This window comes from Parabacteroides sp. AF48-14 (assembly GCF_003477465.1).
Lineage (GTDB): Bacteria > Bacteroidota > Bacteroidia > Bacteroidales > Tannerellaceae > Parabacteroides > Parabacteroides acidifaciens.
The window spans coordinates 78,077-100,669 of the sequence record NZ_QUDI01000013.1 but is presented as its reverse complement, the minus strand read 5'-3'; the positions used below and the strand labels follow the sequence as shown (position 1 = coordinate 100,669).

Here is a 22,593-nt window from a genome sequence, read left to right as displayed (position 1 = left end):
AGCCGGGGAAAGTTTTAAGACAAGAAAGGGATGTCCCGTCAAGAACACCCCTTTCTCTTTTGTTATTTGTTGCCTACTTCTTTCAGCATCTCTTTCACTGCTTCTTCCAACTGGCGGTCTTCGCCTTTCAGTTGGGATTCAGGAGAGTTGTAGACTTCGATGTCCGGTTCGAGTTCCTGGTTCTCGAGGTAGCGGCCTTGCATATCTTGCATGCCGACCTGCGGGATACCGAAGACGATCGTCGGGTCGATTTGTGATTCCCACCAGACGGCAGTCATTGTTCCCGGCACCGGTGCGCCGATCAGTTTGCCGATCTTCAACGTCTTGTAAGTCCAGGGGAAACCATGTGCGTTGGAATAGTTGTCTTCGCACATCAGTACGCACGACGGTTTGGTCCAACGGTTGAACGGGTCGTTACCGATGAACTGTCCGCGCGGAGTGAACTTGGCGTAAACTTCCCCGCTCAGCAGGATTGCCAGGTCTTCATGCAACCAGCCGCCGCCATTGTGGCGTGTGTCGACGATTACAGCTTCCTTGTTACGGCAACGGCCTAACAATTCGGAATATGTTTCGCGGAAACTCGGGCTGTTCATGCCTTGTATGTGCACATAACCGATTTTGCCGTTTGACAGCTTGTCGACCATCTGGCGTTTCTGTTCCACCCAACGTTTGTATAGCAGGTTGGACTGTGCGCCGTAAGTGATCGGTTTCACCTGTTCCTCGAAATGCTCTTTGGTTGCCGGATTATAGACGGACAATAAGATTTTCTTGCCCGCTTTTCCGTTCAACAACGGATAATAATCTTCGCCGCCCTTGATGCTTGTGCCGTCGATCTTCTCGATGATACAGCCCGGTTTGATTTTGGTATCGGCTTGTGTCAACGGACCTTTCGCAATGATTTCCATGATCTTCAATCCGTCGCCCGTATAGCTGTTATCGTAGAAAGCACCTAAGCTGGCTGTTGCCGGAGCAGAGGATGATGAGTAATAGCGTGCGCCTGTATGGGAGCCGTTCAGCTCGCCCAGCATTTCGGAAAGCATTTCTGCAAAGTCATAATTGTTGTTGATATGCGGAAGGAACTTTTCATACGCTTTTTCATATCCCGCCCAGTCGATGCCGTGGATTGCCGGATCGTAGAACTTCTCCAATACCTGACGCCAAGTGTGGTGGAAGATATATTCGCGCTCTTTGGCCGCGCGGTAAGCAAATTCGGCTTTGAATGCGATCGGCTTCGTCTTGCTGTCTTTGATTTCAATTTTCTTCAACTGGCCTCTCGATATGAGGAAGATGTTTTCGCCTTTCTTGTCGGAGAACATCGTGCCGCCACCGACACCTTTGATCAGCAGCTTGGTTGTGTTTTCCTTGAAGTTATGTTCCCACAGATCGTAACCGTCTTCGAAAGCGGCGCAGTAATACAGTTTGTCGCCTTTCGGAGTCAGGACGGCATCACCTAAGAATGACGAATTGACCGTCAGGCGCATAACGCGGTCCTTACGGTTGGCCAAGTCGAATTTGAGCGGCTCGACCGGTTTGTCTTTCTCATCCTTTTTCTTGTCGGCGTCTTTATCCTTATCTTTTTTGCTGTCTTTGCTCTTGTCTTTGTCTTTTGCGTCTTTGTCTTTATCTTCGTCTTTCTTGTCCTTTTCGTCGTCAAGCAAAGCCTGTTCCTCTTTGGAAAGACGGAATTTGTCGTATGCTTCGGCGTCGAAGAACATGATATAGATATCGTCTTCTGCTCCCCAGCTGCCATGACTGCGGAAACCGGCACGGTCGGACGACCAGATCATGGCTTTTCCATCCAGCACCCATTTGGCATTGTTGTCGGAGTAACCGCTTTCGGTCAGGTTTGTCATTTCACCGCTGCCGTCGGCTTTAACGAGCACGATGTCCGTATTGTTCCAGCCGCCGATGTCGATGTATTTGGCAAGGAACCATTTGCTGTCGGGCGACCACTGGTAATACTGGTCACCATCGGAATAAGAATAGTTGTATTTGCCGTCCAGAACGGTACGAATCTGTTTGCTCTTCAGGTTGATAACACGCAAGGTCGTACGGTTTTCGAGGAAAGCGACCTCTTTGCCGTCCGGCGAATACATCGGTTGGAAAGAGGTCTGGCCCGTTACCACCAACGGTTCTTCTTTCAACTCCTGCGCATACGTGAAATATTTGTCGTCTTTGCGTACGAGGCTACTTTGATAGACTCCCCAAGTTCCTTCCCTTTCGGCAGAGTAAACCAGTGAACGGCCGTCAGGACTGAAATCCAGGTCGCGTTCCTGCTGCGGGGTGTTGGTGATCTGTTTGGTCGTTTCGTAATCGACGGAAGTCACATACACATCGCCGCGGACGATGAAGGCAACCTCTTTCCCGCTCGGCGAAACGGCAATGTCGGTCGCGCCGCTTGTCTTGAGCTGGTGGATCAGGTCGTTCTCTACTTTGTCGGAAACGATGCGGACATCGATCTTTTTCGGTTGTGCTCCCTCTTTTACGGTATAGATTTCGCCGTCATATCCGTAGCACAGGTTACCGTTGTTGTCCGAAGTCAGGAAACGGACGGGATGAGTCGTGTAGGTTGTGATCTGCCGGCTGTTTTTACCCGTCAGGTCGTTTTTGAATATGTTGAAACTTCCTTTTTCTTCGCTCAGGTAGTAGAATCCGGAGCCGTCCGGTGTCCATACCGGGTTACGGTCTTCCCCGCGGAAAGCTGTAATCTTTTTGAAGGAACGATCCTGTCCGAGCGTGCACAGCCAGATGTCGCGTGTGATAGACGACTGGTGGTGCTTGCGCCAGGGATCTTCATATCCTTTTTTGTCTTGATAAAGCAGTTTGTCGCCTTGTTTATTCAGCGACAGGCTTTCCATGGCGAGAGATGAGTAGAGTTCCGGGCGACCGCCGTCCAAGCTGATCCGGTAAATCTGCGGAAACTGTCCGGACGGGAACTGGCTGTCTTTGGCATCCTGCTGGATGGCAGCTGAGTAGAGGATGTGATTGGCATCGCTGAACGTTTCCGGATATTCGTTTGCAGAGTGCGTAGTCAGCTGTTTCGGCGTTCCTCCTTCCTTATCCACCACAAAGATGTCGAAATTTCCGTTGCGGTCCGATGCAAACGCAATCTTGTTGCCGTCGGGCGACCAGACCGGGCGTGTGTCGTGAGCCGGATGGGTTGTCAACTGGGTAGCTTTGCCACCATTTGCCGGAACCGTATAAATGTCGCCTTTGTAGGTAAAGGCTATCATTTCACCGTTCGGAGAAATAGCCGGATAACGCATCCATAACGGATCATTTTCGGCCAGCACATTGGTAGTAAATAGTAGTGCTGAGGTCAGGATTAATAAAGATTTCATACTCCGTGTTTTTTTAATGGGTGTAAAGATACGGTATTATTGTAAAAAAAGATATAAATAAGCTCAATAGTAATCGTTTAGTAGTTTATTTCTATCTTTACAGTCTTAAAAGCGGAGCAGACGGTACAATATGCACGAAACATCCATACATAGCGATACTATAAAAAAACTTCGGAAAGGATCATATGAGGCATTCGATACATTATATAATATGTATGCCGACTCTTTGTATGGATTTGCCCTGCTACATACAAAATCAGCGGTGCAGGCGGAAGACATCGTGCAGGAGACATTCCTCAAACTTTGGAACATACGTGCCTCTTTGTCAGTGGAAGGTTCCTTCAAATCCATGTTATTCACCATCGCGAAAAACCATGTGATAGATGCTTTCCGCCGACAAATCAATCGCCCTGAATTTGAAGATTATATCCGCTTCTGTGAGGATGAGAACTTGTTGGATAACACTTCAGTAGAGAAAATATATTATGATGATTTCCTTGAAAAATTAGCAATCGCCAAACAAAAACTGACGCCTGCCCAGCGGAATATCTTTGAGCTGAGCCGCGAGGAGGGAATGAGTAACGCCGAAATAGCCGCCCTCTCGGAGCTGTCCGAACAGACTGTCAAGAACCATTTATCCGCCGCCTTGAAGGTTTTGCGTGAGGAGCTGCGGAAATACAATTTCCTCTTTGCACTCTTCATTTAGTTTCACGGCACGGAACTTTAGTTCTTTGCTGATGAAACAAAAGTTCCATGACGGTGAAACTTTAGTTTCAAGCAGAGGAAATAAATGAAACTTTAGTTTCAAGTTGCGCTCGGTGGTGAAACTTTTTTGACGGGAGATAAAAGATATGCTTTAGAACATATAAAAACGCCTGGTACTATTTGAGTACTTCTTCGTGTAACTATAAACAATCGATAAATTATGACCGATTTATTTAATAAATTATATTCTCAATTCTTAAACGGAAAGACCGATCTGAAGGCTTTCAGGGACTTCAAGGAGTCCTTGAATCACCTTCCGGATAACGAACTGTCCGGAAGGATGGAAGCGCATTGGAATGAGAATAACGACTATCCGGTGATGGATGCCAGCCGTAAGCGGGAAATTCACCGGAGACTTCGTAAAGAAATAAATCTACTGAAGGATAACCAGTCAATCCGCTGGTCTCGTGTCGCCGTAGCGGTGGCCGTCGTAGCTGTGCTGGCTGTTTCCATCTGGAATTTTGCTCTTTTGCAGAAACAGTTGGGAGCAGAGGCGCCTTTTTTGGCTGAAGTTCCGGCAGGTAATAAAGTGCAGCTGACTTTGCCGGACAAAAGTTCTGTCAAACTCAATTCCGAGAGCTCTTTATCCTATACTTATATGAATGGTAAGCGCGTGACTCATTTGGAAGGGGAGGCTTATTTCCACGTTTCGAAAGATAAGGACCATCCTTTTGTAGTGCAGGTCGGAGATCTAAATATCGAGGTTTTAGGAACGAGCTTTAACGTCTGCTCATACCGGGATTGCGATTTGGTTGAAACCTCTTTGGTAGAGGGCTCCATCCGTCTTTACGATTCCCGATCTCCGGCCGAGTCTTTTATCCTGAAGCCATCCCAGAAAGCCATCTATTCCAAAAACAACCGGAAGATCAGTTTTCATCGTACGGACAATGTGAAAGAAACGGCCTGGACACAAAACCACCTGGTCTTCGAATCGGAAAAACTCGGTTCGGTGTTCCATAAGATCGAGCGTTGGTACGGCGTTAAGATTAACCTGCTCTGCCCCGAGATCTTAAACGACCGGATTTCCGGTTCGTTTAAGAATGAACAGCTTCCCTACGTAATGGAAGCGTTGAAGATACAATATGGGTTTAATTATGAAATCACAGGAAGCAATATAACAATCAATAAGTCTAATAAACATTAATAACAAAAAGTCCTATGAGATGAAACAAGTAGTAGTAAAAGAGAGTGTTTTTAAAATCAATTGTTTAATAGTTTTATTATAAACTTAAGTCTAACTTATACAATCATGAAGCAAGTGTTTTGGAGTATTGTACTCCTTTTCTTCTGTTCTACAATGTATGCGCAGGACATTTCGCAAAAAGTTTCGATGAATTTGCAGAATGTCACGTTGAAAGAGTTTTTCAATAAGATTGAAACTCAAACTTCTTTTTCAGTGGTTTATCGGGATGTTATCCTGAGTGAAAACCCTGATGTCGTAGTTTCCGCATCCAACCGTCCTTTAAAGGATGTGTTGACCCAGGTGTTGGATAAACAAGGGCTTTCCTACAAAGTCAGCAACAAGACAATTGTGATTGTCAAGGCTGCGGGTAAAGCTAAGTCTTCCGGCCAGCCGGCCAAAACAATCACGGGTGTGGTTGTCGACGAATCGGGTTTCCCGGTTGCCGGTGCGAACATTGTTGTGAAAGGTACGACCAACGGGACGATTACCGACATGGACGGTAATTTCTCGATCAGTGCCGCTCCCGGCGATTTGCTGGCAGTTTCTTATATCGGTTTTTTGCCGGTGGACATTAAAGTGTCCGGCAGCAATAAGGTCGATGTCTTGTTGAAGGAAGATGCACAAGGCCTGGAAGAGGTTGTTGTGGTCGGTTACGGTACGGTAAAGAAAAGAGACTTGACCGGAGCTGTCGCTTCCGTTAGTGCATCTAAATTACGGCAGTCCCGACTTCTACGGCTTCGGAAGCTTTGCAAGGACGTATTCCGGGTGTCGTGGTTTCCAATTCCAACTGGTCTCCGGGAGCGACGCCGAGCGTGATGATTCGTGGTAAACGTTCCATTACGGCCAGCAATGATCCGTTGTATGTAATCGACGGTGTGCCCGTTACCGGCGGTATGGGAGAAATCAGCCCGGCTGATATCGAATCTATGGAAGTGCTGAAAGATGCATCGGCAACTGCGATCTATGGTGCTCGTGGTGCAAATGGTGTTATCCTGATCACAACTAAGCAAGGTAAGTCGGGTAAGACTCAGATTGACTATAACGGTTATGTCGGAGCACAGACGATTCTGAATGAACTGGATCTGTGGACCGGTGCCGAATATGCGGAATACACCCGTGAGTCTTACCGGAATACGAGCAACTCTTCCATTCGTTACAATTCGGATGTTCCTTCCAGGGATCAGGACTTGATCTGCCCGGGATTCACCCGCGATGCGACAATTATGGAGTCTGTGATGATGGGCTGGGGTGAAAATGGCGTTTACGATCCTTCCCGTGTACGCTCTACGAGCTATATGGATGAGGTTACACGTACAGGTATGATCACTGACCATCAGTTGAGTATCCGTGGTGGTGGCGACCGCACGAACTTCCTGGCTTCGGCCACTTACAACAAGAATAACGGTCTTTTTAAGGATGAAGATTATGAACGTTATTCGATCCGTTTGAACCTGAACCATGAAATCAATAAATATGTGAAGATCGGTGCGCAGACACAGTATTCGCGCTCTGTCCAGAATCGTGGTAGCGGCTTGGCCGGAAGCTGGCGTTTGAGCCCGTTGGCAACATTGCGTGACGATGATGGCAAGCTGATCGAAATGCCGGGTACTTATAATGTGTACAACCCGTTGATGAACCTTGAGCCGGGAGCCGTGAGCCATCCGTTGAAAACAACCCGCTATTTAGGAAGCTATTTCCTGGATGTCAAGTTGCCGGTAGACGGTTTGAAGTTCCGTTCGAACTTGGGTATCGATTCCCGCACCGTGCAGGACTACGAATTCTATTCTGCCCGTACTTCCAACCGTGCATGCAGTACTTCTTCTGCGTCAAATGCAACCGAAAAGTACACCATGTTTACATTGGAAAATATGTTGTTCTATGATAAGACGTTCAACGATAAACATACTTTGGGCGTAACCTTACTGCAGTCTGTTCAGGAAGACCAGAAAGAAACCAATAAGATCGGAGTTGAAAATCTGCCATCCGATGTCCTGAAATATTATGATGTTTCTTCCGCGTTGCTGATTAACAATATCGGTAGTAGCATGGTGAAATGGAATATGGCTTCTTTCATGGGACGTATCAATTATAACTATTTAGGCCGTTACCTGCTGACTGTCTCTGCCCGTTACGATGGTTCTTCCCGTTTGGCTGACGGTCATAAGTGGGTGCTTTTCCCTTCTGCTGCTCTGGCATGGCGTATCAGTGATGAATCTTTTATGGAAAAGGCCGATTGGATGGATAACCTGAAACTGAGAATTGGTTTCGGTAAGACCGGTAACTCGGCTGTAGAACCTTATCAGACCAGAGGTAGTCTGGGTATCGTGAAATATCCGTTCGACAATGGCTCGACTGAAACAATCGGATATGCTCCTAATGTAATGGCAAACAACTTGCTGACATGGGAAACGACCGACCAGTGGAATTTAGGTGTCGACTTTGGTTTCCTGAGAGGCCGTATCAATGGTACGATCGATTTGTATTTGCAGAATACACATGACTTGCTGTTGAAACGTCAGTTGCCGGTTGTGTCCGGATTCCCTGAAGTTTTGTCAAATGTCGGCAAGACTCGTAACAAGGGTATTGAAGTTTCTTTGAATACGTTGAACATCGATACAAAAGATTTCCAGTGGACTACGGATTTGATGCTGTCTTCCAACAAGGAAGAAATTGTAGAGCTGTATAACGGCAAGCTCGATGATGTCGGTAGCAAATGGTTTATCGGCCAACCGATTAATGTTCATTACGATTATAAGAAAATCGGTATCTGGCAGGACACTCCGGAAGATCAGGCTGAGATGGCAAAGTATGCCGCCAACGGTACTGCTATTAAACCGGGCGACATTAAACTCCAGGATGTGAATGGCGACCATAAGATTACGGATGAAGATAAGCAAATCTTGGGTAACCCGCGTCCGAAACTGATTGCCAGCATGGTGAATACTTTCAACTATAAAGGTTTCGATCTGTCTGTCTTCCTGTATGCAAGTTTCGGTGCAATGCTTTACAACGATACGTATGCATTGGAACACTGCGGCCGTAACGGTGGCCTGAAGGTTGACTATTGGACTCCGAACAATCCGACTAACGCATACCCACGTCCGAGTGTCGACGAAGAACGTCCGGTATATATTGCCTCTACGTATTACGAAAAGGCAGACTATCTGCGTATCAGGACGATGACTTTGGGTTATACGCTGCCGAAGAATATATCCAAGAAGTTCATGGCTGAGAAACTTCGTTTCTACTTTACCGCCCAGAATCCGTTTGTATTCACAAGCTATTCAGGTATCGATCCGGAAGCATCCAAGATGAATGCGGCCGGTAATCCTGAAACGGGTGGTAGCGGTTACGGAACGCCGAGCGTAAGTTCCTGGATCTTTGGTGTAAATCTGACTTTGTAATTAATCTGATAAAAAAAGAATGAAAATGAAATCTATATATTGCTATATGTTGGCAGGCCTGATGCTTACAACTTCCAGTTGTAGCAGTTGGCTGAGTGAAGACGATGCTCCGGTAATGTCTTATGACTATTATGAAACGGAGGCTGGCGTCGATGCGGCTATTATCGCGGCATACGGTTTCCTGCGTTGGGGCGTAGGTGGTGAACGCTATAATGTCTTGAATGAGTTGGGTACGGACCTCTTTACGGAAGGTGAAGATGGCGTCTATCGCGAATCGTTCAACAAATACGCTACGCAGCTGAATCCGGATGTGGATATTTTATACGACCTGTGGGCAAACCACTATAAAGGAATCAGTGATGCGAATATTGCCATGCAGAAAATTATGGAATCATCCCTGTCGGAAAGCGTGAAGAGCAAGGGTTATGCTGAAATGCAGTTTATCCGCGCATTTCTGTATTTCGATCTGGTTCAGCATTTCGGACGTATTCCTTTGGTAACCGAAGGCAGTTTCGATATTCGTACGGATTTCAAGCGGGCATCAGTCGCAGATGTATATAAACAGATTATCAGTGACCTGCGTAATGCAGCAGAGGCTCTACCTGATAAAGTAGCCAACAAAGGACGTGCAACCTGCTATTCGGCTTCTCATCTACTGGCAAAGGTCTACCTGACACGTGGCAGTGCAATCGCGGACGCACGCGGACAGCAATCGACGGATATGGACAGTACGTTGTATTACGCTGAAAAAGTAATCAACAGTGGCGCTTATCAGTTGATGGACAATTTCTCTTCTTTGTGGGATCTTAAGAACCAGGGGAACTCTGAAGTTATATTTGCAGTACAGTTTACGACAAACCCGTTGTTTAACGGGAATGACGGAAATAAGCAGCATCTTTTCTGGTTATCCTGGTATGAAGACCAACCGGGTATGTTGCGTGATATAGAGAATGGACGTCCGTACCGTCGCCATGTCGCAACGAAGAAAACGATGGAAGAATTGTTTGACCATTTGCACGACTCCCGTTTCTATAAGAGCTTCAAATGGGTTTATTATGCAAACAATGAGAAAACATTACCGAAGTGGGAACCGCTTTCTTTTGACGGTACGGTCTATTTCACTCCGGACCCGGCTAAAGGTCAGGTTGCCGGCGATCTGAAATTCCATCTTGGCGATACGGCTATTTATTATACGATGCAAAAGACCGGATTGGATCCGAACAGCAATGAGATGCGTAAGTTCCGTGCCAATTATAACTATACTTATTTCCCGCGTGAAATGCATTCTATCCGGTATTTTCCGGCTTTAGTGAAATGGCTGGATAATAATCGTACCTCCATCGGTGAAGAAAAAGGTGGTCGCGAATGGGTTCGTATGCGTTTGGCAGAAACTTACCTGTTGGCTGCCGAAGCTGCCGGTCGTAAAGGCGATTTTGACAAGGCTGCCGAATATATCAATGTAGTCCGTAAGCGTGCCGCTTGGGCAGAAGGCGAACAGAAAGACCAGCAGATCTGGCTGTTTGAAGGCGGGACAAATAATACGCAGAGCACTTATGACGCGTTGAAGGTAACGCTGGCTGATCTGCAAGGTGATTTTGTCGCTTTCATGCTGGATGAACGTGGCCGTGAATTGCTGGGTGAGATCAATCGTTGGGAAGATTTGAACCGTTGCGAACTTTTGTACGATTGGGTGAAGAGATATAATCCGGATGCTCTCTATATCAAACCCTATCATAAACTTCGTCCGATTCCGCAGAAACATATCGACCGTCTGAATCCGGTGGGTGAGATCAGTGAAGAGCAGAATGAAGGTTATTATTAATGCTTATATTTTGATTTAATCGATATAGGATAATAGGTATTAATCAAGGATGGCCGGTTACGATGGAATAGATAATATTCCATTTGTAGCCGGCTTTTTTTTTGCTTATAACCAGGCTTTTCTGGAAAAAAACGAAGAGATATATGATTTTATTAAATCTTCTGTTTATCTTTGTTGCGTACAGTAAAAACGGTAAAGTGTTATCGTCAGTACAACTTTGTCGGTGAACACAAAGTTTATATATTGTCTCTTGATTGAAACCTCGAAATTTCAGAAGAACTAGCAGATAGTATGTGAATTTAGTTCACGTTATTTCTTGTCATACACAGACGAGTGTAAGTGCATTCGCGTATCCAAGATAAAAACGTGGGTAATTATCATATACAGCTAGTTACAGGTCTCGAGGTACCTTGTCAAGTGTATGTCGTTAATTCCCACGTTTCTTTATATAACCATCCAATAGGGGAATTGTTGGAGGCTATATGGGATTATTTCAGATAGAACCTATGCAAATAATGGAATTGCCTTTATCTATTGCATGCCTCCAAGAACAATGGGTGCAGTTTCTTTTGAAAAAGCTTGAGCCTGCCAATATTACGGAACTTTTTTGGCAATTACGTCCTTATGTCGTTTTGCATCATGTAGAGTTTCAAGAGTCATCGTTCTCTTTTTCCATATTCGGCGCAGTAAATTTCTCGGATATTATTAGTTTTATCCGGAAGGATGGGACTTTGGGTATTTTATTAAAGAATGGCCGTTTTTATTTGTTCTCCGATTCGAGTATGGACCGGCAATGTATATTGGTTTGTGATCCTGATTTTTATGAACAGGAGGGGAAAGCGTTATCTGCTTGGTCAAATTTCGTCGGTAAATGCCAATTATTGTGGTGGAAAATAAAGGAATATCTGCGCAGGAATATATTTTGAGCATTACTTTTTTTACCTTTGTCGGTAGACTAAACGATAGTAGGTATGAAAAAGAAACTTATCTTTTCTTTATTAGTTCTGGCCGGCGCTCCCTCGTTATTGATGGCGGCTGACGAAGCACGTCTGTTGCGTTTCCCGGCTACGAACGGCAATGAGATTGTTTTCTCGTATGCAGGCGACCTTTACAAGGTCCCGGCTACAGGTGGCGAAGCACAACGCCTGACTTCGCATGTGGGATATGAAATGTTTCCCCGTTTTTCCCCCGATGGCAAAACGATTGCGTTTACCGGCCAATATGATGGTAACACGGAGGTGTACACTATGCCGGCAACCGGTGGGGAACCGTTGCGTGTGACCTATACGGCCACTAATAGCCGTGATGATTTGGGCGACCGTATGGGCCCGAATAACATTGTGATGAACTGGACGCCTGACGGTAGCCGGATCGTGTACCGGAACCGTATCGGCGACGGATTCACGGGAAAACTCTTTACTGTCGATAAGGAGGGAGGCTTGTCCGATGTGATTCCACTTCCCGAAGGAGGCTTCTGCAGTTATTCTCCCGATGGCAAGCAGTTGGCTTATAACCGCGTGATGCGTGAGTTCCGTACCTGGAAATACTACAAAGGCGGTATGGCCGACGATGTGTGGATCTATAATCCTGAAAAGAAGACAGTAGAAAACATTACGAATAATCCGGCCCAGGATATTATCCCGATGTGGATCGGAGATGAAATCTTCTATATCTCCGACCGTGACCGGACGATGAATATCTTTGTCTATAACACGAAGACCAAACAAACCGGCAAGGTCACAAACTTTACCGAATACGACGTGAAGTTCCCGAGTGCGAACGGTAACACCATTGTCTTCGAGAATGGCGGTTATATTTATAAGATGGATGCTACGGCCAAGAAACCGGAAAAGGTTAATATAACGCTGACTTCCGATAATGTTTACGCCCGTAGCGAGATCAAAAACGGAGCCGATTATATTACGGAAGCAAGCCTTTCTCCTGATGGCGAACGCCTGGTTGTGACAGCCCGGGGAGAAGTGTTTAATCTGCCGGCCGACAAAGGAGTGACGAAGAATATCACCCGCTCGCCGGGAGCGCATGACCGGGATGCACAATGGTCGCCCGATGGTAAATATATCGTTTATATCTCCGATGCAACCGGTGAAACGGAACTTTATATGCAGGAAGCTGCCGGAGGCGAACCGATCCGGTTGACGAAGAATAACGACACTTATATTCGTGGTTTCGAATGGAGTCCGGATGCCAAAAAGATTGTTTATACGGATCGTAAGAACCGTGTGAACTTGTTGGATATTGCTTCCAAACAGGTGACAACTTTGTTGCAGGACCCGATGGGCGAACCCCGCGGCGTGACCTTCTCACCCGATAACAACTGGTTGACTTATACCCGTACGGCCGATAATGATTACAGCATCGTATATGTATATGACATTGCCGGCAAGAAGGAATATCCGGTTACGGATAAATGGTATAACTCCTCTTCTCCGGCATTCAGCACGGATGGCAAATACCTGATTTTCGCTTCAGCACGCGATTTCAATCCGACATACGGATCGTTGGAATGGAACCATGTCTATAATAACATGTATGGTGTCTATCTTGCGCTGTTGTCGAAAGATACGCCTTCTCCTTTTATGGAAAAGGATGCCGAGGTGGCTGTTGAGAAAGGAGAAACAGCGAAGAAAAAGGATGAGCCAAAGAAAGAAGAAGCCACCACTGCAACAGTCAAGATTGATTTCGACGGTATCACGGACCGTATCATTAAACTTCCGGTGAATCCTTCCTATTATGGGAATTTCTATTCGGATGGCAACAAAGTTTATTACGGAAGCCGTGGTGGAACGAAAGTCTTTGACCTGAAAAAACAGAAAGAAGAAGTTGTTGCCGATGGTGCGTCGATGGGTGTGGAGCCTGGTAGCAAAAAGGCTGTTTTCTTTAAGAACGGTGCGCTTTATGTGACGGATATTCCTTCCGGTAAGGCAGACCTGAGTGACCCCGTCAACCTGTCGAATATGAAAATCACAGTCGATTATCCGCAGGAATGGGCACAGATATTCGATGAAGCATGGCGTGCTTACCGGGATGGCTTCTATCTCGAAAATATGCATGGTGTGGACTGGAAAGCTGTCAAGACTAAATATTCCGTATTGCTTCCCTATGCAAAGACCCGTTTGGATCTGAACTATATCATCGGTGAGATGATCGGCGAGCTTTGCAGTGGCCACGCTTATGTGAATCCGGGCGAAACGGAACGCCCCGAACGGGTGAAAACCGGTTTGTTGGGGGCAGAGATATCGCGTGATAAAAGTGGCTTCTTCCGTCTGGAAAAGATCCTGCCGGGAGCGTCCTGGAGCAAGGAACTTCGTTCTCCGCTGACCGAACCGGGTATCGAAGCAAAGGCCGGCGAGTTTATCGTTGCCATCGACGGTGTACCGACAAACAGTGTGAAGGATATGTATTCCTTGCTGGTCGGCAAGGCGGATGTGCCGACTGAAATCTCGCTCAATAGCAAACCGCAATTGGCCGGTGCCCGCAAGATCGTGATCAGCCCGCTTGCAGAAGAATACTCTTTGTATCATTATAACTGGGTACAGGATAATATAAAGAAAGTTGATAAAGCCTCGAACGGCAAGATCGGGTATATCTACATCCCGGATATGGGTGTGGAAGGATTAAATGAATTTTCCCGCTATTTCTATCCGCAGTTGGATAAGGAAGGACTGATTATCGACGACCGTGCGAATGGTGGCGGTAACGTCTCGCCGATGATTCTCGAACGCCTTGCGCGTGAACCGTACCGTCTGACAATGCGCCGGGGTTCTGCTCGCGTCGGAACAGTGCCCGATGCCGTACAGGTCGGCCCGAAAGTCTGTCTGATCAATAAATATTCGGCTTCCGACGGCGACCTCTTCCCCTGGGGCTTCCATGCTTTGGGACTGGGCAAACTGATCGGAACGCGTACCTGGGGAGGTATTATCGGTATCAGCGGTTCCCTGCCTTATATGGATGGAACGGATATCCGTGTGCCTTTCTTCACCAGCTATGATCCGAAGACCGGCAGCTGGATTGTCGAGAACCACGGGGTCGATCCCGACATCCTGATCGACAATGATCCGATCAAGGAATGGAACGGTGAAGACCAACAGTTGAATCGGGCCATCGAAGAGGTGATGAAAGAACTCCAGAACCGCAAGCCTCTTCCCGGAATTCCGGCTCCGCGAGATTTTTCTAAATAAAGCAGGTGATGATTTAACAGAGAGCCCGCAAGCGAGATACACTTCGTGTCGCAGGCTCTCTGTTGCTGTCAGCTTCCGCCTTTTTATCGGACTCTCCGTTAAATCGTCCTTTATCGAATCAATTTAATTCAACTATTTTTTATGGAACGTTTCGCAGCAATCGATTTTGAAACAGCCAACAACCAGCGCAGCAGCATATGCAGTGTGGGCATCGCTATTGTAGAGGACAACAAGGTTATAGACTCGATCTATAGCCTTGTCCGTCCTACTCCGAATTTTTATACCCGGTGGACGACAGCCGTGCATGGTATTACGATGCAGGACACGTTCGATGCGCCCGACTTTGAAGAAGTCTGGGCCGGTATCGCTGCCAAGTTGCAGGATATTCCGTTGGTGGCCCATAACAGCCCGTTCGATGAGGGTTGCTTGAAAGCCGCCCATCTTGCCTACGACCTGGCCTATCCCAAATATCAGTTTTATTGCACCTGCCGCCTGTCCCGGCGGATGTATCCTTTCCTGGTCAACCATCAACTCCAGACCGTTGCCGCCCATTGCGGATACGATCTGACTTATCATCACCATGCGATGGCGGATGCTTATGCCTGCGCCCATATCGCCGCAACCATGATGCGGGAAAAAGGAGTGGAAAGGTTGTGCGATCTTTAGTTAGCAGACGGTTCGCCGGCTATTTTATCCACAACGATGGCAATCGCCCCGTCACCTGTTACGTTGCAGGCGGTGCCGAAGCTGTCCATCGCGATATAGAGGGCGATCATCAGGGCCTGAAGTGTCTCATTGAATCCTAACATACTCTGCAGCAGACCCAGTGCCGCCATGATAGCCCCGCCCGGAACGCCCGGAGCGGCAACCATCGTCACGCCTAACATCATGATGAAACCGGCCAGTGCCGTGAAAGTAACCGGCTCGCCCGACATATACATGATGGCCATTGCGCAGGCCGTAATCTTCATCGTACTGCCGGACAAATGGATAGTGGCGCAGAGTGGAACCACGAAAATCGCGATTGTTTCCCGCACGCCGTTCTTGACCGCCTGTGCTAATGTCACAGGGATCGTGGCGGCTGAGGACTGTGTCCCTAAGGCTGTCGCATAGGCCGGAAGCATATTCTTTAGCAGTTTGAGCGGATTCTTACCGCTGACGCCTCCGGCTATGGAGAACTGGATAAGCAGCAGTAACACATGCAGGACAAATATCACGATGATGACTTTCAGGAACATGGTAATCACGCTCAATACCTGTCCGCTCACCGTCATATTCAGGAAGATACCGAAGATGTGGATCGGCAGCAAAGGAATGATTACCACCTCGATCAGTTTGATAATGATCTTCTGGAAATCGGCGAACGTATCCCGCAGAGTAGTCCCGTTGATATAGGAAAGGCCGAGCCCGATCGTGAAAGAGAGTAACAAGGCTGTCATGACATCCATCAACGGTGGCATGGCAACCGTGAAATAGGGTTGCAGCATGAAATCTTCGGGGTTCTCCATAGCGGTCAGCTCCGCATTGACCGGAAGGATATGCGGGAAGATGGCGGAACTGCTGAAATAGGTAAAGAAGCCGGAAAAGATAGTCGAGCCGTAAGCGATCAGTGCCGTTATCGCTAACAGTTTGCCTGCCCCTTTGCCCAGATCGCCGATGGCCGGCGTGACCAATCCTAAGATGATAAGCGGGATCGAGAACGACAGGAAGTTTCCAAACAAAGAATTAAACGTAACAAAGATGCGGGCGATCCCGCCGGGCAGGAACTGCCCGAACACAACACCGGCTGCAATGGCAATGACGACCTTAGCCAGTAACGACACTTTCAGCTTTTTCATTTTTCCTTTTTATTTTGAACCCGAGCGCGGCAACCGTGATGCTCATCAACGGGCTGATTAGATTAAAGAAACAATAAGGCAGATAGGTGAATGTCGCGACCCCAAGGATCGTAGCCTGTGTCATACCGCAGGTGTTCCACGGGATCAGTACGGAAGTGACGGTGACCGAATCTTCCACCGTACGGCTCAGTAAGCGGCTTTCATAGCCTTTCTTTTCATAAATATCTTTGAACATATTTCCCGTCAGGATGATGGAAATATATTGGTCTGCCGTACAAATGTTGAGGAACAGCCCCGATGCAACCGTCGATGCAACCAGTCCGACCGTGCGCTTCATGAAGCGCAGGAACACAGACGTAATGCTTCCTAACATACCGCTTGCAGCCATTGCCCCGCCGAAACACATGGCACAAAGGATCAGCCATATGGTGTTCAGCATACCCGACATCCCGCGTGTGGAAACCAGGTCGTTTAGTTCCGTATTGCCTGTCTCGATCCCGGTACTGCCATAGAATGTCATCAATAGGCCTTTGAAGTTGGATTGCATGTCCTGTACCGGTAAACCGGAAATCTCCTGCAACAGATGTGGCTGGAAGATTAGGGCGAAGAGTCCGGCTAATGCCGCCGAAATGAACAGCGTGACGATAGACGGAACCCGCTTTGCAATCATAATACCGGTCGCGACCGGAACGATCAGAAGCCAGGGTGTGATATGGAACGTACGGTCGAGCGCTACCGAATATTGTGCGATCTGGTCGGTTGCCGTTGCCTCGTGAGAAAGACCGGCAACGGTAAAGATGATAAGCGTGATTACCAGAGAGGGTACCGTTGTAATCATCATATACCGGATATGTTTGAACAGAGGCGTGTCTGTCACTGATGAGGCAAGAATCGTCGTATCGGAAAGCGGGGAGATCTTATCGCCGAAATAGGCTCCCGATATGATTGCCCCGGCAATCCATCCGTCGGAGAAACCTTGTGCCTGCCCGATGCCTAAAAGGGCGATCCCGATGGTGGCGATCGTCGTCCACGAACTTCCCGTCATGACTGAAACGACTGCACAGATGATGCACGTGGACGTAAGGAAAAAGTTAGGGTGGATAATCTGCATCCCGTAATAAATCAGGGTCGGGACGACACCACTGATCATCCAGCTTCCCGACAGGGCACCGATAATCAGCAAGATGATCAGAGCTGTTGCGACTCCGGTGATATTGTTGATCATTGCCAGTTCCAGCGCTTTCCAGCGCACTTTACTGTATGCCATGGCGATCAGGCAGCAGACAGCAGTGGCTGTAAGCAATACGATCTGGCTTCCGCCGCTGAGGGCATCGCTGCCGAACGTGCGTATTGTTACGAATAAAAGGGCTACCAAAACAAGTATGGGAACCAGGGAAAGTAGGGGCGAAGGAATCTTCGTCGGATTATGCTCCATTCTCAATAATACTTATTCTATGTGTTTACTCCGCAAATTTAATAGAAAAGCAATGAATTACTTCTATTATGTAAGTGATTTTAAGAACGTATTAATGATTTTGCAGTAATAATCCCTTTAACTCTTTTACGCCTTCCGACGCTCCTTTACGGATGAACCGGATATCGTTGCGATAGGCTTTCACCTCTTTCGGGTCGATCAGGTAGATCGGCTGGCCCCGGCGGACGTAGTTAAGCAGTCCGGCCGCCGGATAGACATTGAGCGAGGTGCCGATCACCACGAAGATATCGCATTCTTCCACCAGGCGTATGGCCGGGTCGATCATCGGGACCGCTTCGCCGAACCAAACGATAAAGGGGCGGAGTTGCACGCCGTGCGGGTCCTTGTCGCCGATATGGAGGTCAGGGTTCTCGGGCGAGATATCGTATGTCGTATTCAAGTCGCGTACGGAGCAGGCTTTCATCAGTTCGCCATGCAAGTGGATGACTTGGCTGCTTCCTGCCCGTTCATGCAGGTTGTCTATATTCTGGGTGATGATCCGGACGTCGAACTCTTTTTCCAGTTCGGCAAGCCCGATATGCCCGGCGTTGGGTTTTGTGTTGAGCAATTCCCGGCGTCGCTGATTGTAAAAGTTGAGCACCAGTTCCGGATCGGCCGCAAAACCTTCCGGCGTCGCCACATCTTCCACCCTGTATTTCTCCCACAGTCCGTCCGAATCACGGAACGTCGAAATACCACTCTCGGCACTCATCCCTGCACCGGTCAGCACGACTAATTTCTTTTTCATAAGGCAGTTGTTCTATCAATCAAATTATCTATAGTCTCTATAAATTCAACAGTCATTGAATACATCTGCTTTGTCACTTCTTCGTCGAAATAAACGAAATCATCGTAATCCCCGTCCTGTCTGGCAGCAAATAAGTCTGAATAAAAGCGCATGCTGGATGTTGACAACTTCCCTGTCTTGACAAAATACAAACTCAACATTTGTCGTACTCCGCTATGTGTTTGTGCTTTGATTTCATGTTGTATCAATAACGCGGTTACAGCGTAAAAAGATGCATAATACATCCGGTTTACAGCTCCGTTCCAATAACCGTTATCCAGCATTAAGCGTGCTTCGTCTAATGTCCGGTGAGCATTATCTTTGCGTAGTCGTACCAGTTCAATTCTTTCTTCATCTGTCATAATAAGATCCCTTCCCGCGTAACATTTTCATAAAAAGGAGTAACCAGTTTTCCCCAAAGGCTTTTAACACGGACGATAGGGTTGATAATGACTCCGGTATCTATCTCTATGTCGTAAAGCGGATAGGTAACAGCATGTCTGTCTTCTATCGTGACTCGTTCTTTATTGAGCAAAATAAGCACATCGATATCGCTATCCGGCTTGGCGTCTCCCCTGGCTTCACTACCGAAAAGTATGGCCTGGGCATCCGGTGCTACCTGTTTTAATACATCTTTGATTCGATTGACTATTTCGGGACGTTTCATGACTGTTCCTTTCTTTTGTTATCACTTTACAAATATAGGAAAGAAAAATCATTCCGGCTTCCCAACTTTGCCTGCAAATAGGATGGCGCCCGTACTTTTTTCTTTCAGCACGTAGCCGAAGGGGTGGTCGAAACGGATTTCGGCGGGCTGGGAAGGATTTGCGGTTTCTAACATCCCTGCTATCGTGACGGCTGCCGCTTCCGTACCGGATTCATTCAGCTCGATGTATGTCTTCTGTTTCAGCAGCCCAAGATAGAGGTCATGCGCCGTTGACATATTGGCAAAGTTTGCATTAAATGAGTCGAAAGCATCATGGATACCGAGAGCTTCCATGGTTTCGATCAGCTCTTTTTCTGTTTTGATCAGGAAGCGGGGAAGATATATCGTTACTTCAGCGGGATGCATATTTTCGTTCCAGTTGAGCCATGTTTCCACATCCAGGTCTGCAATCACTTTATCGATATCTTTTTTCTTACGGTCGGCCGGGATGAAGAGAACCATGCTGAAAGCGCCGTTCCCGTAAGGCAATTCTATGACCTGCACGTCTTCGTCGACATAGTAATTGTGGCCTTGCGTCTGTCTCATGGTCGGGACCCTTACTATTCCGCCGCTTGCCAGATAGAATGTTTCGTCTTTCGTATCCGACTCCTTGAACTCGTTTTTCCAGAGGCCTTTGAAGTAGATCGCATTGATCAGATAGCTTACCGCACTGCCCGGTATATTATCGATGATCTCCGGGATCAACCCGTTTGTCTTTTGATTGCACCAGCTGTTGATCTTTTCCACTGTACTGTTGTCAAACGGTTCGTTGCTGACTTCCGCATTATAATAGGTCTGATTGGTCTGGATAAACTCCGGCAGCAGGGGAAAACCGTTTCTTACCCACAGGCTGTTGGCATTCGTGAAGATCGTCCGCCCGTCCAGTTTGGGTAGTTCGGTTTGCATCATTTGCACATACTCGTTGATTTGCTGATTGGTGAAACCTTCAAAGCCGAGTGTTTTCTGCATCTCTGTATAGGTATTGCCGTCCGCACCGTTCAGGACCATGCCCAGGCAAAGGCTGGCGCTCAAAGGCGAGATACAAAAGTTTTCCTTATCCTTTTCCGCTTTTGCAATTTCCCGGTAAAAGTCGAAGGAAAACCTTTGTACTTGTGTATTGATCTCACCAGATTTAGTTGACAGCGGAATGTCATAACGCGGAGTGTCTTTTCCGAAATCCCCGCCATCGTCATTTGTACAGGACAAAAGACAAAAGGTAAATAGAATCGCAGATAAGAGTGTTGTTTTCATAAGATAGATATTTTTAAGTGCTTACTATTATATAGATGCAAACAGAAAGGAAATAGTTGCACGAAAAAGACAATAACCCCTCTTTTTGCCTGTTTTTCTATTTCGTCCGAAATCTTGATCGATTTTGAATTGACTCTTTTCACGGTTTTCGTCTTCTTTATTGACAACAGATGGAGCGACGTGCGCAGGCAGTTTGAAAAACCATGCAATTTGATTGCCGGAAACCGGAAACGCCTACAAAGTGATAAAGCTTAACTCCCGGAGAATCGCCTGTAGCAAAACGAAGACGGACGGCGTTCCAAATATTCAAAGGAAATTTTAGGACCTTGTCGCCATGACGACCGTCTTCATCGCCGTCGCGACCGTGTTCATTTAAATGGCGACCGTCTTCATAGGGTATGACGACCGTCTTCAGGGCGATAAAGTGCCGGGAAAATGAAATAAAGGTTGACTTCCCGGCAATAGACTCCCAGGAAAGAGTAAAAAGCCCCTTTTTGGCGACTGAAAAGTGGATCAACATTCGTTTGGTTTCGGGCCTCTTCCGAAGCTAAAAAAAGTGTTTTATACAATAAGCCCTTGGATATTGAAAAAGTATCCATGCCCATCCATTCAAAATTCCATGCCCATGCAATCTGATTTCCATGGGCATAGAATCCGGCCTGTAACGCAGGCTTGCAATTAAGAATATTTGAATGCTTCTCTTATTTAAAATGAAGCTGAAGGAATTTGCTTCCTGTTGTCAATGCAACTTTGTTTTTATATACGATGCGGACGGAGATCGGATCGATGTCCCATTCCTGTCCGAAGGTTGTTTCCTCTTTTTCCAGATAGATACAATCGTTTTCCGGGTCGAAGATATCTTGGACGAAGATAGATGCGAGCTCTTTAGATGGCAGTCTGACTACTTTTTCCCATTTGTTGTCGTAACAGAAAAAGGTCTTTAATGAATCTTCCGTTTGATAAGAGATTAACAGTTTGTGCGGATGCATATCGTGTGTGGAAACCTGATAGGTGACGTAACAAGGCTCTTCGCCTTGCTTTCTGTAGGTGTTGCAAACCAATACCAGCAGCAATAGGAGCGTGGCGCTTGTCAGTATAGAAATTTTTCTCATTATGTGTTTTTTGCAAAGAAAGGTAGAACCGGGAATAGCGCGGATCATTAGGACTTGTGTAAAATACACAGGAGCAGGTGTTTTTTACTACATATTTTTGGGTGCCGGAAAATATTCTTGTCTTGTTATTTCCCACGAATAGATAAGAATGATATAAAAGTTCTTATATTTGTTTCATCCTATATATAAATAGAAGCGAAATGGAAACAGAAGATATCAAAACAGGGAACGTACATCAAGGAGCTAACGTCAGAAAGTTTCGTCAATTAATTGGTATGAAACAGGAGGTCCTTGCAGATTTGTTGGGGATTAACCAGCAATCCGTGTCCCGTATAGAGCAGAAAAGAGTGATTGAAGAAGATCTCTTGGTTAAGATTGCGAATATCTTGCATATTTCCCCTGAAATTATTCAAAAGCTGGAAGAAAACCCGACTTCGATCGTGATAGAGAATAATACTTTCCAGACAGGGAGCAGTAATGTCGGTGTGGTAGAACAGCAGCGTGATAATATAGTCAATCATCCTGTTGACCAGCTAATGGAGCTAAATAAAGAACAAGCCTCTCTTTACGAGCGGATGCTTGCTCTTGAAAAAGAAAAGAATGCGCTTTTGGAGAAGTTGCTGAAAGAAAAATAGGCAGTAAGGGCGTTTATCTATAAATAGTTGTTTTATAATTAAATGATGATTTAACGAGGTGTGGGGATGTGTCAAA

General features: G+C 46.7%; 16 protein-coding genes and 1 pseudogene. 8 read left to right on the top strand and 9 right to left on the bottom strand.

Going from position 1 to position 22,593, the window contains the following annotated elements; translation table 11 throughout:
• Positions 1–62: 62 nt before the first annotated feature.
• A complete protein-coding gene (locus DW083_RS08160) occupies positions 63–3,341 on the bottom strand; it encodes a S41 family peptidase (protein WP_122332050.1) in 3,279 nt (1,092 codons plus the stop codon).
• Positions 3,342–3,471: 130 nt separating this feature from the next.
• On the opposite strand from DW083_RS08160, the gene DW083_RS08155 reads away from it, so the two are divergent.
• The 7 genes and pseudogenes from DW083_RS08155 to DW083_RS08125 all read left to right on the top strand — a co-directional run bounded on the left by DW083_RS08155 (position 3,472) and on the right by DW083_RS08125 (position 15,380).
• Complete coding sequence (locus DW083_RS08155; RefSeq protein WP_115501082.1) at positions 3,472–4,047, top strand: RNA polymerase sigma factor; 576 nt, start codon at positions 3,472–3,474, stop codon at positions 4,045–4,047.
• Between the two features lie 219 nt (positions 4,048–4,266).
• Positions 4,267–5,250 (top strand): FecR family protein, encoded by a 984-nt coding sequence (locus DW083_RS08150; protein WP_122332049.1) that lies wholly within the window; start codon positions 4,267–4,269, stop codon positions 5,248–5,250.
• Between the two features lie 105 nt (positions 5,251–5,355).
• Positions 5,356–8,693 (top strand): annotated as a pseudogene (locus DW083_RS08145) (TonB-dependent receptor).
• A gap of 19 nt (positions 8,694–8,712) precedes the next feature.
• Positions 8,713–10,515 carry a RagB/SusD family nutrient uptake outer membrane protein gene (locus DW083_RS08140; protein WP_122332048.1) on the top strand — a complete coding sequence of 601 codons (1,803 nt, stop codon included), beginning with the start codon at positions 8,713–8,715 and terminating at the stop codon, positions 10,513–10,515.
• A 515-nt stretch (positions 10,516–11,030) separates the two neighbouring features.
• Positions 11,031–11,441, top strand: a complete 411-nt coding sequence (locus DW083_RS08135) for a hypothetical protein (protein WP_122332060.1) — start codon at positions 11,031–11,033, stop codon at positions 11,439–11,441.
• 45 nt (positions 11,442–11,486) lie between these two features.
• Positions 11,487–14,714: a S41 family peptidase gene (locus DW083_RS08130; protein ID WP_122332047.1), complete on the top strand. Its 3,228-nt coding sequence runs from the start codon at positions 11,487–11,489 to the stop codon at positions 14,712–14,714.
• A 141-nt stretch (positions 14,715–14,855) separates the two neighbouring features.
• Complete coding sequence (locus DW083_RS08125) at positions 14,856–15,380, top strand: 3'-5' exonuclease (protein WP_115501088.1); 525 nt, start codon at positions 14,856–14,858, stop codon at positions 15,378–15,380.
• Here the strand turns inward: DW083_RS08125 and DW083_RS08120 are convergent.
• The 8 genes from DW083_RS08120 to DW083_RS08085 all read right to left on the bottom strand — a co-directional run bounded on the left by DW083_RS08120 (position 15,377) and on the right by DW083_RS08085 (position 21,882).
• The gene (locus tag DW083_RS08120; protein ID WP_122332046.1) at positions 15,377–16,552 is read right to left on the bottom strand and encodes a dicarboxylate/amino acid:cation symporter; all 1,176 of its coding nucleotides are present in this window, start codon (positions 16,550–16,552) and stop codon (positions 15,377–15,379) included. The genes DW083_RS08125 and DW083_RS08120 overlap by 4 nt on opposite strands.
• Positions 16,521–17,987, bottom strand: coding sequence for a Na+/H+ antiporter NhaC (gene nhaC, locus DW083_RS08115; protein ID WP_115501090.1), 1,467 nt, complete (start codon positions 17,985–17,987; stop codon positions 16,521–16,523). Before nhaC ends, DW083_RS08120 begins: the two co-directional genes overlap by 32 nt.
• Positions 17,988–18,078: 91 nt before the next feature.
• Positions 18,079–18,774, bottom strand: coding sequence for an NAD-dependent deacylase (locus DW083_RS08110; protein ID WP_122332045.1), 696 nt, complete (start codon positions 18,772–18,774; stop codon positions 18,079–18,081).
• On the bottom strand, positions 18,771–19,175 hold the full coding sequence (locus DW083_RS08105; RefSeq protein WP_122332044.1) for a HEPN domain-containing protein: 405 nt from the start codon (positions 19,173–19,175) through the stop codon (positions 18,771–18,773). The genes DW083_RS08110 and DW083_RS08105 overlap by 4 nt, the downstream gene beginning before the upstream one ends.
• Positions 19,172–19,480, bottom strand: a complete 309-nt coding sequence (locus DW083_RS08100; protein WP_122332043.1) for a nucleotidyltransferase domain-containing protein — start codon at positions 19,478–19,480, stop codon at positions 19,172–19,174. Before DW083_RS08100 ends, DW083_RS08105 begins: the two co-directional genes overlap by 4 nt.
• A 48-nt stretch (positions 19,481–19,528) precedes the next feature.
• The gene (locus tag DW083_RS08095) at positions 19,529–20,770 is read right to left on the bottom strand and encodes a serpin family protein (protein WP_122332042.1); all 1,242 of its coding nucleotides are present in this window, start codon (positions 20,768–20,770) and stop codon (positions 19,529–19,531) included.
• A gap of 157 nt (positions 20,771–20,927) precedes the next feature.
• Positions 20,928–21,290, bottom strand: a complete 363-nt coding sequence (locus DW083_RS08090; RefSeq protein WP_122332041.1) for a hypothetical protein — start codon at positions 21,288–21,290, stop codon at positions 20,928–20,930.
• Positions 21,291–21,471: 181 nt separating this feature from the next.
• A complete protein-coding gene (locus DW083_RS08085) occupies positions 21,472–21,882 on the bottom strand; it encodes a hypothetical protein (protein WP_147382110.1) in 411 nt (136 codons plus the stop codon).
• A gap of 200 nt (positions 21,883–22,082) precedes the next feature.
• On the opposite strand from DW083_RS08085, the gene DW083_RS08080 reads away from it, so the two are divergent.
• Positions 22,083–22,517 (top strand): helix-turn-helix domain-containing protein, encoded by a 435-nt coding sequence (locus DW083_RS08080; RefSeq protein ID WP_115500688.1) that lies wholly within the window; start codon positions 22,083–22,085, stop codon positions 22,515–22,517.
• The last annotated feature ends 76 nt before the right edge of the window (positions 22,518–22,593 follow it).

What these genes read in the sequence shown, in the direction of transcription:
- DW083_RS08160 (WP_122332050.1), bottom strand. Translation starts at nt 3,341, where the DNA reads ATGAAATCTTTATTAATCCTGACCTCAGCACTACTATTTACTACCAAT.
- DW083_RS08155 (WP_115501082.1), top strand. Translation starts at nt 3,472, where the DNA reads ATGCACGAAACATCCATACATAGCGATACTATAAAAAAACTTCGGAAA.
- DW083_RS08150 (WP_122332049.1), top strand. Translation starts at nt 4,267, where the DNA reads ATGACCGATTTATTTAATAAATTATATTCTCAATTCTTAAACGGAAAG.
- DW083_RS08140 (WP_122332048.1), top strand. Translation starts at nt 8,713, where the DNA reads ATGAAAATGAAATCTATATATTGCTATATGTTGGCAGGCCTGATGCTT.
- DW083_RS08135 (WP_122332060.1), top strand. Translation starts at nt 11,031, where the DNA reads ATGGAATTGCCTTTATCTATTGCATGCCTCCAAGAACAATGGGTGCAG.
- DW083_RS08130 (WP_122332047.1), top strand. Translation starts at nt 11,487, where the DNA reads ATGAAAAAGAAACTTATCTTTTCTTTATTAGTTCTGGCCGGCGCTCCC.
- DW083_RS08125 (WP_115501088.1), top strand. Translation starts at nt 14,856, where the DNA reads ATGGAACGTTTCGCAGCAATCGATTTTGAAACAGCCAACAACCAGCGC.
- DW083_RS08120 (WP_122332046.1), bottom strand. Translation starts at nt 16,552, where the DNA reads ATGAAAAAGCTGAAAGTGTCGTTACTGGCTAAGGTCGTCATTGCCATT.
- nhaC (WP_115501090.1), bottom strand. Translation starts at nt 17,987, where the DNA reads ATGGAGCATAATCCGACGAAGATTCCTTCGCCCCTACTTTCCCTGGTT.
- DW083_RS08110 (WP_122332045.1), bottom strand. Translation starts at nt 18,774, where the DNA reads ATGAAAAAGAAATTAGTCGTGCTGACCGGTGCAGGGATGAGTGCCGAG.
- DW083_RS08105 (WP_122332044.1), bottom strand. Translation starts at nt 19,175, where the DNA reads ATGACAGATGAAGAAAGAATTGAACTGGTACGACTACGCAAAGATAAT.
- DW083_RS08100 (WP_122332043.1), bottom strand. Translation starts at nt 19,480, where the DNA reads ATGAAACGTCCCGAAATAGTCAATCGAATCAAAGATGTATTAAAACAG.
- DW083_RS08095 (WP_122332042.1), bottom strand. Translation starts at nt 20,770, where the DNA reads ATGAAAACAACACTCTTATCTGCGATTCTATTTACCTTTTGTCTTTTG.
- DW083_RS08090 (WP_122332041.1), bottom strand. Translation starts at nt 21,290, where the DNA reads ATGTTGATCCACTTTTCAGTCGCCAAAAAGGGGCTTTTTACTCTTTCC.
- DW083_RS08085 (WP_147382110.1), bottom strand. Translation starts at nt 21,882, where the DNA reads ATGAGAAAAATTTCTATACTGACAAGCGCCACGCTCCTATTGCTGCTG.
- DW083_RS08080 (WP_115500688.1), top strand. Translation starts at nt 22,083, where the DNA reads ATGGAAACAGAAGATATCAAAACAGGGAACGTACATCAAGGAGCTAAC.